The organism is Chthoniobacterales bacterium (genome assembly GCA_018883245.1).
Classification (GTDB): domain Bacteria; phylum Verrucomicrobiota; class Verrucomicrobiia; order Chthoniobacterales; family JACTMZ01; genus JACTMZ01.
This window is the reverse complement of the sequence record VEQL01000050.1, coordinates 1-15,593: the sequence shown is the minus strand read 5'-3', so window position 1 is coordinate 15,593 and position 15,593 is coordinate 1. Positions and strand designations below refer to the sequence as shown.

Genomic DNA, 15,593 nt, shown 5'->3' with positions numbered 1-15,593 from the left:
TAGGCGTCGCTTTGAGAAGTTCGACGTCAGCTGGCGGCGGAGCGGAGATGTTGCACCTCGAGTTGCATACTCACGCGCTGGCGGTATTCGTTGCGCACCAGTTTGAATGCCACATCCCATGGTGCGCGTGGAAACTCGTCCGTCGCTCCGTTGAACCATATTGCGGCGAGCAGCTCGTCGCGTCCGCGCACACGGAAGCGCACGTGCTTTTCTTTGAGCACGTCAGGCCCGTGAACCGGGGCCACCGCGCGCGCGTAGAAAACCGGTGCGGGATTGGCCATGCCGCACGGCTCGAGCAAAGAGAGTTCCTCGAGATGAGCGTGCTCCAGTTCCGAGACATCGATGCGCGCATCAAGCGTCAGGCGCGGCACGAGATCACCTGCTTGCAGGCGGCTGGCGGCGGCGGTTCCAAATAGCTTGCGGAACTTCTCGAAGTCGGCGCGGTGCACGCTTAGTCCCGCGGCCATGTGGTGTCCGCCGAAGGGCCCCAGCAGCTCCGCGCATTCGCCCAAAGCCTCGACAAGCGAAAGACCGTCGATGCTGCGTCCGCTGCCGTGGCCGTTGCCGTCCTGGTCGAATCCGACGACGATGGCGGGGCGGTGGTATTTGCGGCTCAGCCGCGAAGCAACAATACCGACGACGCCGGCGTGCCATCCGTCGCCACCGGCAATCACGGCGCAGTCGCGGGCGGGGTCGAAATATTTTTCCAAATCGGCCAGCGCGGCTTCGAGGACCTGCTGCTCGAGGTCTTTGCGTTCGCGATTGCAAACATCGAGATCCAGTGCCAGCCGGTGCGCTTCGCGGGGGTCGTCGGTGAGCAGCAGTTGCAGCGCGGCTTCGGCAGTGTGCAGGCGTCCCGCCGCGTTGAGGCGCGGACCGAGGCGAAAGCCGACCTCGGCAGTCGAGACGGGAGGCACCACCGAAGAAACTTCCATCAACGCCACCAACCCCGTCCATCGCGTCTGGCTCAAGCGCGAAAGCCCGTGCCTCACGATGACACGGTTTTCCCCGCGCAGCGGCGCGAGATCGCAAATTGTGCCCATGGCCGCGAGGTCGAGAAAGTCCCGCAGATCGGGTTCGCGGCGCCCGGTGATTTTCTGGATGCCGTGGCACAATTTGAAAACGAGCGCTGCGGTGCAAAGGTCGGTGTTTCCTCCCGCAACCTTCGGATTGACCATCGCCGCGCATGGTGCGGCGCCGTTCTTGGGTTCGTGGTGGTCGATGATGACAAGATCCACACCGCGCGAGGCCAGCCATGCGCTCTCCTCGTGTGAAGACGTTCCGCAGTCCAGGGCGACAAGCAAATCCGGTCTGTGCGCGGCAAACACGCGATCGAGCCCTTCGTGGCTGAGTCCGTAACCCTCCGCTTCCCGAAGCGGCAAAAAGCACGCGGCTTCGAGGCCCACGGCGGAAAGGAATCGGTGCAGAATCGCCAGCGAGGTCACGCCGTCCACGTCATAATCACCGTAGAGCACGACCGTTTCTTTGCGCTCCAACGCCGTTGCGATACGGCGCGCGGCTTTTTCGATCCCGGGCGTGGCAAGCGGATCCGGCAGCGAAGCGAGCCTCGGATGGAGAAAATGCTCGGCCTCGTCCGGATCGGAGAGATTGCGTGCGGTGAGCAGGTTCGCGAGGAGTGCGGACACCCCGAGTTCGCGGGCGAGTCTTTGCGCGCTTGCGGGATCCGCGGGGTCCCGCGTTTCCCAGCGAGGCGACATCATGTGCGGCATGTTAAGGACTGCGAAGCTTGCTGGCAATGCGAAGGGATTGCGCACGGCGGTGCGGGCCGGATAAGCTCATGGCGTCATGGGAGTCAGCAAACAAACGCGGGGCAAAAAAACGTCGCGCTCCGGCGCGGCAGGTGCCGAAGCTTTCAACAGCAAGTCGCGTTTTCTCGTCACGGGTGGCGCCGGGTTCATCGGCAGCGTTCTGGTCGGTATGCTGAACCGCCGTCACGGGACGGATCGCGTCGTGGTGGTCGATCAATTGGGCACCGACGACAAATGGCGCAACCTTGCGCCGCTGCGCTTCGAAGAGTTTGTCGATGCCGACGAGTTTTACGATCGTCTCGACCGCAAGGCCGGGTCCTTCGGGGATTTCACGCATGTGTTTCATCTTGGGGCGTGTTCATCGACCACGGAGCGCGACGCGGATTATCTGCTGCGCAACAATTTCGGCTGCACGCGCCAGTTGGCCGGATGGGCGCTCAAGCGCGGCGCGCGTTTCGTTTACGCCTCTTCCGCCGCCACCTACGGCGACGGAGGTGCGGGGATGGACGACAAGTCCGAGCGCCTCGGGGATTTTCGTCCGCTCAACGCCTACGGTTACTCGAAGCAACTGTTCGACCTGCATGCGCGGCGCGAGGGATATTTGCCGCGCATTGTTGGTTTGAAATATTTCAATGTCTTCGGCCCGAACGAGGAGCACAAGGGGGACATGCGCAGCGTGGTGAGCAAAGCGTGGCGGCAGATCGAGGAAACGGGGCAGGTGAAATTGTTCAAAAGCTACCATCCTGATTATCCCGACGGCGGGCAGAAGCGGGACTTTCTTTATGTCAAAGACGCGGTGTCCATGACGCTGCATCTGGCTGCGACCAAGAAGGCTGGCGGCCTTTACAACATCGGGTCCGGCAGGGCGCACACATGGCTGGAACTTGTCCACCCGATTTTCGAAGCGATGGGGCGGGAGGCGCGCATCGAGTTTGTCGACATGCCCGAGACGCTGCGGTCGCAATACCAATATTTCACGCAAGCGGATATCACGAAGCTGGAGTCAACCGGCTACAAGGACGCTGTGACGCCGCTTGCTGAAGCGGTGAAAGAATACGTTTCTTGTTACTTGCTTCCCCGCAAGCACTTCGGTGACGGTGCCGGAGACTGAAAGACCGTCGTGGCCGTTTGACAGGCCATGCATTCGTCTGTAGATTTTTGTTTCCTTGCGATGACTGCGCATCCCTTTTATCTCGCTGTTTTTGTTGCTGTTGCAGCGTGCTCGTTGGCAACCGCCCGGGCTTTGACCCAGATCAATGTCGGGGAGGATCAGGCCAACCAAGGCATGTATAACGGGGGTTGGAATCAAGGCTCCGGCGGCGACAACGGATTTTTCGCGTGGAAAATGGTTTCCAAGGCGGATGGCGAGGGGAGCTTCGCAGGGCATTATCTCGGCAGGCTCGGCGAAAAACCCGAGTTGGCGCCGATCACCAAGGACCGCGTTTTTGCGCTCTTCGCCAACGGCAAGAGCTACGAGGAGTCCGTGGCATTCCGAGGCATCGCGGTCCCGCTGGAGCCCGGCGACAACTTTTCCTTCGAGATCCTCCACGGACCTTTCCAGCAGAAAGGTGACGAGGATGATCCGGCGCCCGGCGAGGTCGGTGTGACTTATCGTGCCGGCAACGCGGACGGCTCGATCTCGGACATCGACGCGGGCGCCCGCCTGCGCTTCTTCGCGCGCGAAGGATCGCCGAACTACCTCATCACCGACAGCGAGCAAGAGTTCGATACAGGCATTCCGATCACAGAGGAGGCGCTCGCATTGACTCTCACGCTGGTTGATGCGGATACCTACGACTTTGAAGTCATCAATCTGCGCGACAAGGCGGTCAAGATTCTCAAAGGCCGCAAGTTCGGCGGCCAAGCCGGTGCGCCGATCCAAAGCCTGGCATTCTTCAATCGCAACGCCGAGGCGCACGACTTCTTCCTCAATAACTTCCAGCTCAGCCGCAATTCGCCGTAAAGGTTTTTTCACAGATTAAAGGTTTGCACTGCGATGCACCGTGCTGTCTCCCCAGCATTTCTGTTGATTGCATCTGTCCTGTTCATCTTCGGGCCAGATCGTGCAGTAGCCGACCCTAACAACGTTTACGTCTCCCGTTTCTGGCACAACCACCAGCCCATTTACTGGCCGGAGTGGAACAACAACGGTTCTGAAACCAGCCGCGTGCAATATGCTTGGGATTCGATCGTGCTCAAGCCGGGGCAGACCTACGGCGGCATTACCGGGCAGCATCCCGAAAACAATCTGACAGACATCTTCGGGCTGCAGGATCGAGTGACATCATACCAAAGCGGCCCGCGCAATTCGCTGACCACCTTCAACAGCGCCGGTGGCTTCGCCATCAGCTATTCCGGTTCGCTCATCGACAACGTCCGCCAGCTCGGCTCCGTCGGCCAGCTGGGCTACGGGGGCGGATGGAACAATGGTTATAAAGAGGCGCGCGGATGGAAGACGCCCGCGGGTTCGACGCGCATGGACCTCGTCGGTTTCACCTACCATCATGCGCTCGCGCCGTTGCTGCCCAAGTCGGTTTTTCGGAAGGAGCTGCAGATTTTCAAGCAGGCTTGGTGGAAAGCGTGGGGCGGCAACATGGACCTCAGCGATCATTCGAAGGGTTTCTTCCCCACGGAAATGGCCTACTCGCGGCACCTCATCGATGTCCTGGTCGATGAGGGCTACCAATGGGTCATCGTGCCCAGCCATCACATCAGCCGCACCTGCACGACCTACAACAACCAAGCCAACCCCGAGGGCACTTACAATATTTACTCCAGCCCCCCGAACAAAGCCGACCAGATCGGGCCCTCGCCGACGAATGGTTGGTGGTATTCCGAGCCTAACCCTGGCAATGCCGCGTGGAACGTCGCGCCCTTCGCCTACCAGCTACACAAGGTCAAATACGTGAACCCCGAAACAGGTGCGGAGAAAACGATGATCGCTGTGCCGTCCGATGACGTTCTGTCCTATCGCTACGGCTACGCAAACGAGGGCGTGGGAAAGATCGACGCCTTTATTTCGCCATTTGCCACCGACCCGGCGCGGCCCGTTATCGTCATGCCTTCGACCGACGGCGATAACGCGTGGGGCGGAGGATCGAGTTCATGGATGGAGGCGACGCCGCAATTGTTCAACGACTCCGGCTCGCGGGGCTACAAACCCTCGACGCCGCAGGATTTTGTCAATTTGTTCGGCGCCAACGCACCCGCCACGCACATCGAGGATGGCGCGTGGATTTTTCCGGAAATGGACTACGGTTCTCCCAACTTCCTCAAATGGATCGAGCCGCCGGTGGCCAATACGGCAATAGGCGCCACAAACCGCGTCCCCGGCACCCAGATCGACATGGAGACGCCGGGCTTCGCCCTCAAATTCTACAGCTACGCGCCGCTCATGGCTGGCGCCAACTGGTGCGAAACTGCCGAGCAAATCCTCCTCGACGAAGGCGGCAGTGTTCAGGCGTGGAAAATCCAGGCGCCCTACGATTGGAACGGAACTTGGAACTCGCCCAACGAAGTTGAGCAGGCGTGGCACATTTACCTCGCCGGTTTGGATTCCGGATTCAATTACTACGGCGGTCTCGGCAACGACGATGAAATCAAGCCGAGCTTGGCCACGCGTCGCGCGGTGGAAAAGCTCGAACCTTGGATTAACGCCAACAATCGTCGCTCGAAGGATCGCACTCCACCCACCGTCCTCAAGCCGCAGCGTTTTCCCTACAATCCCGGCTGGTATACCTTCGGCTGGTTCAACAACGTGCCGGGCGTGAACGGGGCGTTTCTCAAGCGCATGAATTCCGACTTCTATATCTGGACGCACGCTTATGACATGTCGGGCATTCCCGATGGCAACGTGAAGTTGAAAGTCCGCAGCGATGCCGATGGAATCAACCCGCTCTGGAGCAATCAGAATGAAACCTACGCGGGTGGCAGCGAAGTCGGGCAATGGGTGACGATCAACATGACCAAGCGCACGCTGCCCAAAACGCGCCAAGCTTTGAATGCGGCCGCGGCCAACAGCCAGATCGACTATTTCCTGCCTGTTCAGGATTACGCCGTGGCTGACTACTATTTCGCGCACCTTACCGACACCAATTACCGCAACAAACTCCTCGATTACTACATCGAGGCGACTGACTCGAAGGGCAACGTCTCGAAGTCCGAAATCCAGCACGTTTGGGTTGATGATTACAGCGGCCAAACCAATGGCGGAGGAAGCGGGGGAGGTGGCGTGACAAACAGCGTCGTTTCTTTGAGCCCGAGCAATCCCGTTGCCGGGCAATCTTTGACCGTCACCTACAACCCGACGGGGCGCGTGCTCGCCTCTGCCACCAACGTCAACATCCACTACGGCTACAACGGGGTCTCTGCCAACTGGACTCCTTTGTCTGGCAAGGCCATGACGAATAGCGGCTCGAATTGGACCTACACCTACACAGTGCCGGTCAATGCCACGACCATTGCCATTTGCTTCAACAACTGCACCAACACCAGTGCTAATTCGGGCGCATGGGACAACAACGGCGGCGGCAACTGGAATTTCAACGTCACGACCAATCCCATCACCCAGGCTCCCGATGTGCCGACTGGTCTCTTTGCCACGGCGACGAACAGCACGACTGTTTCGGTGTCATGGACAGGTTCCGCGCGCGCGGCTTCCTACAAACTTTTCCGAGACGACGCACCGATCGCCGCGCCTTCGGACGCCGTTTACATCGACACCGGCCGCGCGCCGGAGACGACCTATGCCTACAAAGTCGTCGCAGTGAATGCGATCGGCGAATCTGCGGCGACTGCTCCGGTTTCTGCGACTACTCCGTTTGCAGCGCTCGCCGGCACGGAAATTCTTGTCACTGATCCTGCGGGATCGCCAAGCGTTTCCAACAACGCTTACACGTTCAAAGGCCGCGCCGGTGCTTCATTCACCAATGGCCTGACTTGGACCAATCCGGCGAACGGCACGGGCGGGACCATCCCCTTTCCCGGCGGCAACGTGGCCAACGGGTGGAGTTGGACGAATCTCGTCACCTTGGCGGATGGAACCAACGCAGTCCGCATAGATGGCGTCTATTCGACCAATGGGACCGCCACTTATTCGGACTCTCCCAGCGCCTACACCAACTGGTCCGCCAACGGCGGTGCCGGGGCGGGTTTTGGAGAATGGTATTTCAACCACATCGGCACGAATGCGGGAAGCTTCCTCGCAAGCACCGGCACGGAAGCCAACATGAATGTCGGCTCGTCCAAGGGTTTTGGTTTGTGGGCGAACGGCGCCGATGTCGCCAAAGCAACGCGCGCCTTCGTCACGCCGATGAAGGCCGGCGACAGCTTCGCCGTGCGCTTCGACAACAACTTGATCGAGAAGGGAAAGAGTGTCGGTTTCGAACTTCGCGACACGAACGGCACAGTCCGCTTCAAATTCTACTTCGTGGGCGGGGACACGTCTTATCGCATCGCCGATCTTTCCTCGACCAACCGCAGTTCCGGCCTCGCTTACAGCTCCGCGGGCCTGAGCCTCAAACTGACCCTCACCGGAGCCGATACCTACAGCCTTGAAACTGGTTCGAGTGTCATCACGGGAACAAATTTTCCGGGTTCGGAAATTGCCTGGTTGGAGTTCATTAACAGCGGGGCGGGAGCGGGCACTGACTACAATCTTTATATCGGTGAAATGTCCCACACAATTCTCACCGGCAGCAGCGCGGCGGCATCCACCACAGCGACAGTCACCAAGATCTCCGATCCCGACTCCACCGATGGGCTTCCGAATATGTGGTGGAGCGCTTATTTCCCCGATCAGTCGGACCGGGTCGCGGCCAACGATCCCGACAAAGACGGCTTCAATAACGCTCAGGAGCATGCGCTCGGAACGGATCCGACCGATCGCGCTTCGACATTCCGTATCACCTTGATCCAGCGGGAGGGAACAAACGCCATGGTTTCTTGGACGTCGGTTCCGGGTAAAGCCTACCAGCTTCAAAGCTGCACGAACCTTGGCATCTTGAATTGGACAAATCTGGCGGCGCCCGTCACCGCATTGTCCAACTCTGCCTCGGCCCACCATCAAGGGGTGGCCGACCAGCACTTCTACAGAGTGCTGCTGGTGCCCTGATTCTTTTCGCTTGCGCTTTGGCCTGTTCGGGCCAAGTTCGCGGTCGACAGTCGACAAGTTCAGGTCAGAAAGCGCACGCCCCCGGGTTGAGTTCACGTTCGTGGGATTCCGCGCAGGCACCGGACAGCTTGGAGCCTGGCAGATAAACACAACGAAAACACAACAGTATGGGTAACAAACTCTATGTGGGGAATCTCCCCTTCAGCAGCACCGAAGACTCGCTCCGCGAGGCTTTCGGACAATGTGGCACCGTGACCGACGTCATGATCGCCCTCGACCGTCAGACCGGCCGCTCCCGCGGATTCGGTTTCGTCACTTTTTCGACCGACGAGGAAGCCAACGCGGCGATCAGCAAATTCCACGGCTCCGACATGGAAGGCCGCACCATCCAGGTCAACGAAGCGCGTCCGCGTGAGGAACGCCCACAGGGTGGTGGCGGTGGCGGGTATCGTGGCGGCGGCGGTGGTGGTGGCGGCTATCGTGGCGGCGGCGGAGGCCGTGGCGGCGGTGGTGGTGGCTACCGCGGAGATCGCGGTGGATACCGTGATCGCGACCGCGGAGACCGCGGCGGGTATTGATACAACCCGCGACACAAGATTCAGCAAAGGGCGTCCTGCGGGACGCCCTTTTGCATTCCACGAGGCGAGGTCTTCCACGGAAAATCCCGACCCCCGAGATCCCGCAACTTCCGATCAACACATGGACATTTGGCAAAATGTCCATGTGTTGTCCCGAGGTTTTCCGCAAATGTGCGGTGGCCGGACTGCTGAGGGCCGGCGTCAGATGAGTTCGGCGGCAATTTCGTCGGCGAGCAGGCGTCCGCGCGCGGTGAGGCGGACCCGCGGCCCGTGGTCCTCCAGCAATCCCTCCTCGCGCAGTCCGGTGATCAGCTCATGCCGTTCGCCCAAGCGCGCCGCCTCGATACCCGCGCTTGTCCGCAGTCCGAAAGCGATTTTCTCCATCTCCCGCGTTTCATCCGGCACGATTTCCGAAGTGCCGTGCGGACGGTTCCCCGCCTGCACCGCGCGCACATAGCCTGCGGTGTCGGGAACATTCTGCCAGCGCTTCGTGCCGATGGTGGACCATGCGCTGGGACCGAGACCCAGGTAATCGTCTCCCTGCCAATAGGCGAGGTTGTGGAGGCATTCGCGTCCCGCGCGCGCATAATTTGAAATTTCGTATTGCGCGTAGCCGGCCTCGGCGAGTTCCGCGGCGCACAGTTCGAAAAATTCCGCGTCTCGCTCGCTGTATTCGCGGAACTCGCCACGCTCGAGGCGGCGGAAAAAATCCGTGTCTTCCTCGTAGGTCAGGCAATACGCGGATATGTGCTCGGGCCCGAGGTCGATTGTGCGCCGGATGCTGTCCGTCCATTGCGCGCGGGTCTGACCGGGGATCCCGTAGATGAGGTCGAGATTGAGGTTTTCAAAGCCGGCCGCGCGCAGAATGGCGAAAGACTCTCGCACTTGGGGCGCGCTGTGGACACGTCCCAGCAGCTTCAAGAGTTCCGCATCCCACGATTGCACGCCCATGCTCACTCGATTGACCCCGTGCCGGCGCAGCATTTCCGCTTTGCGCATTGTCACGGTTGCCGGGTTCATCTCCACGGTGAATTCCTCGACGCCCGAGAGATCAAGGTGTCGGGACAATCCGCCGAAAAGACGCTCCAGCTGCGTGACCGACAAAGCGGTCGGCGTCCCGCCGCCGACAAAAATGGTCCGCGGCGTGCAACCACCACCGAACATTTCCGCTTCGAGCACGATCGCTTCAACCAAGGGGTCCGCTTTGCCCGGACCCGCGATGTCTTTGTAGAAACTGCAGTAGGGGCAAATCTGCAGGCAAAAGGGGATGTGGATGTAAAGGTGGCGCGCTTCGTGCCCCATCAAGTCTCCAGTCCTCGGTGATTCAGTGTTCAGTGTGACCACCTTCGCTCAATCCTCGTCCCTCCGCACTCGTTTATTCCCGCAGGGAATCGATCGCCGCCCGGATGTCGTGCTCTGTCACATCGTCGGCCACGAAGACCTCGCCGATGCGCGGGCACACCACGTAGCGGATGTTGCCGCCGGAGAATTTTTTGTCGTGCCGCGCGGCGGCGAGCAGGGCGCCGGTTTCGAGATCGGCGGGCAAGGTGAGGGGAAGGCCGTATTCCGCGAGCTTGGTGCGAACGCGCCCGGCGTCGGCTGCGGGCAGTCCGTATTTGCGCGTGGAAATCTCCAGCGCTGCGGCCATGCCGAGGCTCACCGCTTCGCCGTGCAGGTAGCGTCCGTATCCCGCGACATTTTCGATCGCGTGGGCCACGGTGTGTCCGAAATTTAGCAGGGCCCGCGTGCCCGTCTGCTCGCGTTCGTCATCGGCCACGATGGCGGCCTTGATCGCGATGTTGCGGGCGATGAGCGGCGCGAGCGATTCGCGCGGTGCGCCGGGGTCCAGTTCGCCGAGCATGGCGGCGTCGCGGATCACGGCGTGTTTGATGACTTCGGCGAATCCCTCTTGGTATTCGCGCCCGGGCAGGGTGACGAGCGTCGCGGTGTCGGCCAGGACCAAACTTGGCTGGTGGAATGCGCCGATGAGATTTTTTCCCGCGCGTGCGTTCACGCCGGTTTTTCCGCCGATCGAGCTGTCCACCTGCGCGACGATGGTTGTGGGGATCTGAACGAACGGGATTCCGCGCTGGTAAATCGCGGCAACGAAGCCCGCCAGGTCGCCCACGACCCCGCCGCCGAGGGCGACGACGAACGATCCGCGGTCGAGTCCGGCTGCGATCATGCGGTCGCAGAGATTTTCCGCCGCCGCGAGGCACTTCGAAGTTTCACCCGCGGGCACCGCGAGCAGGAGCGCGGCGCAGCCGGTTTTCTCCAAGGCGGCTTGCAGCGCCGCCCCGTGCAGGCGTCCGACATTTTCATCCGTGATGATCGCGCAGCTTCCCCGCAGTCCGGTCGCGTTCACGAGTTCCCCCGCTCGTGCGATGAGTCCGGCTCCGACGAGCACGCGGCAGGATTTGCCGGGAATCTTGACCGGCACCTCGATGCAGTCCGCCGTGCTCACGCGGCGGATCCGGAAGCGACGAGCGCGGCACCGACCAGCCCCGCCTGATTCTGCAGCATCGCCGGCACGACGGGAGCTTTGACCGCCGCTTGGATGAAGGGCAGAAATTTGTCCGCTTTCCTGCTCACGCCGCCGCCGATGATGAAAAGGTCCGGGTTGAGCAGGAGCGCCAGCCGCGCCACGTATTCGGCCACACGTTCGCCCCATTCTTGCCACCCGAGATTTTTTTCCTCGCGTATGCGCGCGGACGCCCGTGTCTCGGCATCCTTGCCGCGGATCTCCATGTGGCCGAACTCGGTGTTGGGCACGAGTTGTCCGTCGAGGAAAACCGCGCTGCCGATCCCGGTGCCGAGCGTGAGAAGCACGACCACGCCTTTGATTCCGCGTCCTGCACCGAAACGCATCTCGGCGATCCCCGCCGCGTCAGCGTCGTTGATCACCGTTGCCGGCCGCCCGAGCTTGGCGGAGAAAAACGTGGCCGCTTCGAAATCGATCCACGAGGAATCCATGTTGGCGGCAGTGAAGATGCGGCCGTTTTTCACCACGCCCGGAAACGTGATTCCGATCGGGCCTTGCACGGCCGGGAAGCTTTCCGCGATTTGTTTGATCACGCCGGCGACGGCATCGGGACTGGAAGGTTGCGGGGTTTCTATGCGCTGGCGCTCGGCCGTCAGTTGGCCGCTCTCCAAGTCCACGGGAGCGCCCTTGATGCCCGAGCCGCCGATGTCGATACCCAGCAAATTCATGCGCGGCGATTGCACAACACGCGCCGCGCGGCGGCAAGACTGAAGCGCGGCGCGCCCCGGCGCGCATTTTTTGAAAACTGAATCACTGAACACTGGAAACTCCAGCGGCTTCCATCGCCGGTTCCTCTGGACACCGAAAACGGGAAGCTGAACACTTGTCGGTCTATCGCCGCATGACCCTCCGTATCGACCTCCATGTGCATTCGTTTTTTTCCGCGGATGGCGTGAGCAGCCCGGAAGACCTTGTTGCGGCCGCTCGCGCGGCCGGGCTTAACGGCTTTGCCATCACCGACCACAACACCTGCGAGGCGGTGGACTACATGGTGTCGCACGGCATCATGCGCCCGGACGGAAAGGCGGTGGATGACTTTCTCGTCATTCCCGGCATCGAAGTGACCACGGCCGATGGTCATCTGCTTTGTCTCGGGTGTGTTTTGCCGCCCTCGCTCAAAGGTATGCCCGCAGCCGACGTTTGCCGTCTGGCGCATGAGGCCGGCGGTGTCTGCATTGCGCCGCATCCCTACGATTTGTTTCGCGCGGGAATACGCGAGGCCGTCCTGGATACGCTTCCGCTCGACGGTTTGGAGGTCTTCAACGCGGCGACCACGTTGAAGCGGCACAACCGCAAGGCGTTTCATTATGCCGAGCGGCGGGGCTTGCCCATGACCGCAGGAAGCGATGCGCATCATGCCGGCGCGGTCGGCGTGGCATGCACCATCGTCGAGACGGACGACTTCAGCGTGCGCGGGGTCTTGGACGCCATGCGGCGCGGCACCGAACTCGAGCAGCAGTATCTAACGACGCGCCAGACAATCCGGAAGACATGGAACAATTGGTTTCGGTTGCGGCGCAAACCGCGCGGTGCGCAGGCTGCCGAGACATTGTGATTGCAGGGCAATAGCACTGAAAATGGTGAAAAAATCTGTTGACACCCCGACGCGCAGTGCTTGAATTTTGTTCTGTAAATATCCCCAAGTTCAGTTTGAGAAAGTCCTCCCGCACATGAAAAAGGTTCTGCTTCCCGCCATCGCCGCCGCAGCCCTGACGGCTTCCGTTAGCGCGCAGGTTCTGATCGGAAGCTCAAGTGGTTCCGATTACACCACGGCAACTTGGACAAATGGTGCGACTAATGCATTCAATGGTTGGTATATTACTTCTCTTGCGGGAACATCGAGTAGTATCAGCGACTCGGTGGGAACAACGGGGCGCACAAGCATTGGCAGCCAAGCCTTTTTCATTGTTGGTAATACCAATGGTGTTTTCATCGATGTCTATGCACCTCTCGGTGGCCTTCTCAGCTCAGGACAAAGTATTTCTTTAAGTGCCAATTACGGATGGAGCGACGGTTCCCGCGGAATTGAATTTACTTCTGGGTCAGCTTTGTTCCGCTTCGAACACGACAGTGGTGGGCTTTCGTTAAAAGGCACGGGTTTCTCTGACCTCGTAATTACCAACAACGCCTACAATACAGCGTTCACTTACAATATCTCATTCGTTAACGCCACCACCGTGGGTGTTTCGGCGAGCCTTTACGGCGGAGGCAGTCCGCTGCTCTCAACCAACGTCATCGTTTCCGCCATGCCGAGTGAAATCAAGTTTTACGCGACCGCTGGGGGCGTAGGAGCCGGCGATGTGCAGAATACCGGCATATATTTCAATAACCTTACCACCGTCCCCGAACCCTCGACCTACGCATTGCTTGCTTTGAGCGCGGCGGGTTTGAGCGGCTACGTGATCCGCCGTCGTCACCGGTAATTTCCCCCGAGCCCCACAAAAACCCCGGTCCGGTTAGTCTCCGGACCGGGGTTTTTGACATCATGGGTGCCAATCGCGACCGCCGCCCCTGACCTTGTGCCATGGGAACGCAACAGGCCGGGCGCCCAGAGCGTTTCGGCATACCCTGCGCAAGGCATTGGCGTTTGCGTGAGCGATGCGTAAATTCCACGGCAATGCGGATTTTGCGTGCGTTGTTTGCCTTCGCCTTGCTCGTTATCATAACGCTCGCGCTCGGCGAACTCGTGCTGCGCATTTCCGCATGGGGCGGTGACCCACGCTGGATTCGCGAGGTTGGGCAACTTTCATCCGGCGAGACGCTTTGCATCGTCGATCCTGAAGCCGCGAACTCCTTGGTTGCAGGGCAGCAACCTTCTAATGCTCCGCGCGTCATGCGTTCGAGTTTTGTCATGCCCAAGCCGCGCGACACCCTGCGCATTTTTCTTGTCGGGGATTCGGCTGCCAAGGGTGACCCGCAGCCGCGCAATCTGGCCGTATCATCATTTTTGCAGGCTATGCTTTCCGATGCGTTGCCCGGGAAAAAGATCGAGGTGATCAACCTCGGAGCGTCCGGTGTTTCCAGCGCCGTCCTGACCGGACAGGTGCGCGATGCCATCCGCTTTTCGCCGGATCTTTTCATTTTCTACGCCGGCAACAACGAGTTCTTCGGCTTGGGCGGATGCGTGGAACGAAGCTCGGCGTCAGGTCTGCGGCGCGCTCTGCAGCGATCGGCGTTCGTGTGCTGGCTTGAGTCGCGCGCATCCACAGGCCGCGCAGTGCAGCAAGCGCCGATTCCCGCGGATTCGCCTCTGCGCGAGGCGGCTGCCCGCAGTCTATCGTTCAACCTCGGTCGGATGCTCGACGAAGTCAAAGCAGCGGATGTGCCTGCGATCGTGTGCACAACGGCCGGCAACGAGTCCGGCCTTGCTCCGCTCGGTCAGGACCACATCGGCGGGTTGGACGCGAGGCAGCAGGGCGAGTTGAAGCGGTTGATGGACGAAGCGGTCGAAGTCGCCGATCGGGAAAACCACGCGCAGGCGGTGAACCTTCTGCGTCAGGCTGTGCAGCTTGCGCCGCGCAGTGCGAAAGCGCGCTTTCTTCTCGGCAAAGTTCTTGTCGCGGCCGGTCAAAACGATCCCGCGCGGGTTGCGTTTCTCGAGGCGCGCGATCTAGACACGCTGCCGTTGCGTCCGATCTCGCTCACAGAGCAGGCGATACGCAACACCGCGCTGGTGAAAGGTGCTGTGTTTTGCGACATGGCGGAGATTTTCCGTCGCGAATCTCCCGACGGTGCGACGGGCTGGGACCTGCTCGACGACCATGTTCATTTGTCGCTTTCGGGCCAGGCGCGTGCGGCGCGATCGATGGTCGGAGCGATGGCCAACCTCGCGCCGCCGCTGCAGCTCGACCCGGGGCAACTCGCCCTCGTGCGCGAAGATGCGGCATATGCGGAGGACCTTGGAACGAATATCTATGACACCTATGCGGTGAACTGCGCCCAGCGCGCTTTGTTTGCTTCTCCGCAGATGAAAGAGACCAACGGCGAGGCGTTCAAGGTGTTCGACGAACTCTGCCGCGAACAGGAGGAAGAAATGGAACCGTCCGTGCTGGCTGCCGTTCGGGATTGGCAAGCGCGACGCTCCGGCAGCGGAACAGCGGAACCGATCACCGCCGCCGTGGCGCAGGTGCTGACCCGCGATGGCGCGCAGGAGCAAGCGCTCGATTTGTGGGAGTTGTCGGCGCGCCAAGTGCCGGAATACACGCTGCAATTTTTGGAATACGTTTATTTCGCGCTGGCGTGCCGCCAGAAACTCGATGGCGAATTGACGCCCGACGCCGTTGCGCTGTCCGCGCGCGCAATTGCCCAAGGAAACTTCATTCTCGCGCGGGATCTTGCAGATGACGCTCCGGCGCGGCGCTACATCGGCGGTTTGCATCAACTGCGCGGTGAATGGGCGGAGGCAATTCCGTTCCTCGTTGCCGCCCGCAACCAACTTGCGGGCAAGGACCGCCTCGCCGCAGACCAGGCGCTCGTTCTCTCTTACCTCAAAACGGACAAAAGGGACCAAGCCCTCGCCGTAGCGGACGAAGGAATCAAAAAAGGCGGCGAGGATGCGGGTTTCTACCGAGCCCTACGCTGGGAGGTTGAAA

General features: G+C 60.7%; 11 protein-coding genes. 7 read left to right on the top strand and 4 right to left on the bottom strand.

The genetic code is table 11. From position 1 onward, the window contains the following. Positions 1-26: 26 nt before the first annotated feature. Positions 27-1,730, bottom strand: coding sequence for a single-stranded-DNA-specific exonuclease RecJ (gene recJ, locus FGM15_12330; protein MBU3666645.1), 1,704 nt, complete (start codon positions 1,728-1,730; stop codon positions 27-29). A 76-nt stretch (positions 1,731-1,806) separates the two neighbouring features. On the opposite strand from recJ, the gene rfaD reads away from it, so the two are divergent. From rfaD to FGM15_12310, 4 genes are all read left to right on the top strand, one after another. Then, entirely contained in the window at positions 1,807-2,880 is a 1,074-nt protein-coding gene (gene rfaD, locus FGM15_12325; GenBank protein MBU3666644.1) for an ADP-glyceromanno-heptose 6-epimerase, read from the top strand. A gap of 60 nt (positions 2,881-2,940) precedes the next feature. Further along, positions 2,941-3,732, top strand: coding sequence for a hypothetical protein (locus tag FGM15_12320; protein MBU3666643.1), 792 nt, complete (start codon positions 2,941-2,943; stop codon positions 3,730-3,732). Between the two features lie 33 nt (positions 3,733-3,765). Beyond that, the gene (locus tag FGM15_12315; GenBank protein MBU3666642.1) at positions 3,766-7,881 is read left to right on the top strand and encodes a hypothetical protein; all 4,116 of its coding nucleotides are present in this window, start codon (positions 3,766-3,768) and stop codon (positions 7,879-7,881) included. Between the two features lie 167 nt (positions 7,882-8,048). Next, complete coding sequence (locus tag FGM15_12310; GenBank protein MBU3666641.1) at positions 8,049-8,459, top strand: RNA-binding protein; 411 nt, start codon at positions 8,049-8,051, stop codon at positions 8,457-8,459. A gap of 201 nt (positions 8,460-8,660) precedes the next feature. Here the strand turns inward: FGM15_12310 and hemW are convergent, their stop codons facing one another. From hemW to FGM15_12295, 3 genes are all read right to left on the bottom strand, one after another. After that, positions 8,661-9,761 (bottom strand): radical SAM family heme chaperone HemW, encoded by a 1,101-nt coding sequence (gene hemW / locus FGM15_12305; GenBank protein MBU3666640.1) that lies wholly within the window; start codon positions 9,759-9,761, stop codon positions 8,661-8,663. A gap of 73 nt (positions 9,762-9,834) precedes the next feature. Next, positions 9,835-11,130, bottom strand: a complete 1,296-nt coding sequence (gene aroB, locus FGM15_12300; GenBank protein MBU3666639.1) for a 3-dehydroquinate synthase — start codon at positions 11,128-11,130, stop codon at positions 9,835-9,837. Continuing rightward, positions 10,920-11,669 carry an ROK family protein gene (locus tag FGM15_12295; protein ID MBU3666638.1) on the bottom strand — a complete coding sequence of 250 codons (750 nt, stop codon included), beginning with the start codon at positions 11,667-11,669 and terminating at the stop codon, positions 10,920-10,922. Before FGM15_12295 ends, aroB begins: the two co-directional genes overlap by 211 nt. 173 nt (positions 11,670-11,842) lie before the next feature. Here FGM15_12295 and FGM15_12290 point away from each other — a divergent pair, with 173 nt between their 5' ends. The 3 genes from FGM15_12290 to FGM15_12280 form a co-directional block, all read left to right on the top strand. After that, on the top strand, positions 11,843-12,556 hold the full coding sequence (locus FGM15_12290; protein ID MBU3666637.1) for a PHP domain-containing protein: 714 nt from the start codon (positions 11,843-11,845) through the stop codon (positions 12,554-12,556). Positions 12,557-12,671: 115 nt separating this feature from the next. After that, positions 12,672-13,424, top strand: coding sequence for a PEP-CTERM sorting domain-containing protein (locus tag FGM15_12285; protein MBU3666636.1), 753 nt, complete (start codon positions 12,672-12,674; stop codon positions 13,422-13,424). 101 nt (positions 13,425-13,525) lie between these two features. Further along, the coding region (locus tag FGM15_12280; protein MBU3666635.1) for a tetratricopeptide repeat protein at positions 13,526-15,593 on the top strand (2,068 nt) is incomplete at its 3' end.

Coding starts and splice junctions, on each gene's coding strand:
- FGM15_12285 (MBU3666636.1), top strand. CDS start 12,672: ATGAAAAAGGTTCTGCTTCCCGCCATCGCCGCCGCAGCCCTGACGGCT.
- recJ (MBU3666645.1), bottom strand. CDS start 1,730: ATGCCGCACATGATGTCGCCTCGCTGGGAAACGCGGGACCCCGCGGAT.
- aroB (MBU3666639.1), bottom strand. CDS start 11,130: ATGGGGCGAACGTGTGGCCGAATACGTGGCGCGGCTGGCGCTCCTGCT.
- FGM15_12320 (MBU3666643.1), top strand. CDS start 2,941: ATGACTGCGCATCCCTTTTATCTCGCTGTTTTTGTTGCTGTTGCAGCG.
- rfaD (MBU3666644.1), top strand. CDS start 1,807: ATGGGAGTCAGCAAACAAACGCGGGGCAAAAAAACGTCGCGCTCCGGC.
- FGM15_12315 (MBU3666642.1), top strand. CDS start 3,766: ATGCACCGTGCTGTCTCCCCAGCATTTCTGTTGATTGCATCTGTCCTG.
- hemW (MBU3666640.1), bottom strand. CDS start 9,761: ATGGGGCACGAAGCGCGCCACCTTTACATCCACATCCCCTTTTGCCTG.
- FGM15_12295 (MBU3666638.1), bottom strand. CDS start 11,669: ATGAATTTGCTGGGTATCGACATCGGCGGCTCGGGCATCAAGGGCGCT.
- FGM15_12290 (MBU3666637.1), top strand. CDS start 11,843: ATGACCCTCCGTATCGACCTCCATGTGCATTCGTTTTTTTCCGCGGAT.
- FGM15_12310 (MBU3666641.1), top strand. CDS start 8,049: ATGGGTAACAAACTCTATGTGGGGAATCTCCCCTTCAGCAGCACCGAA.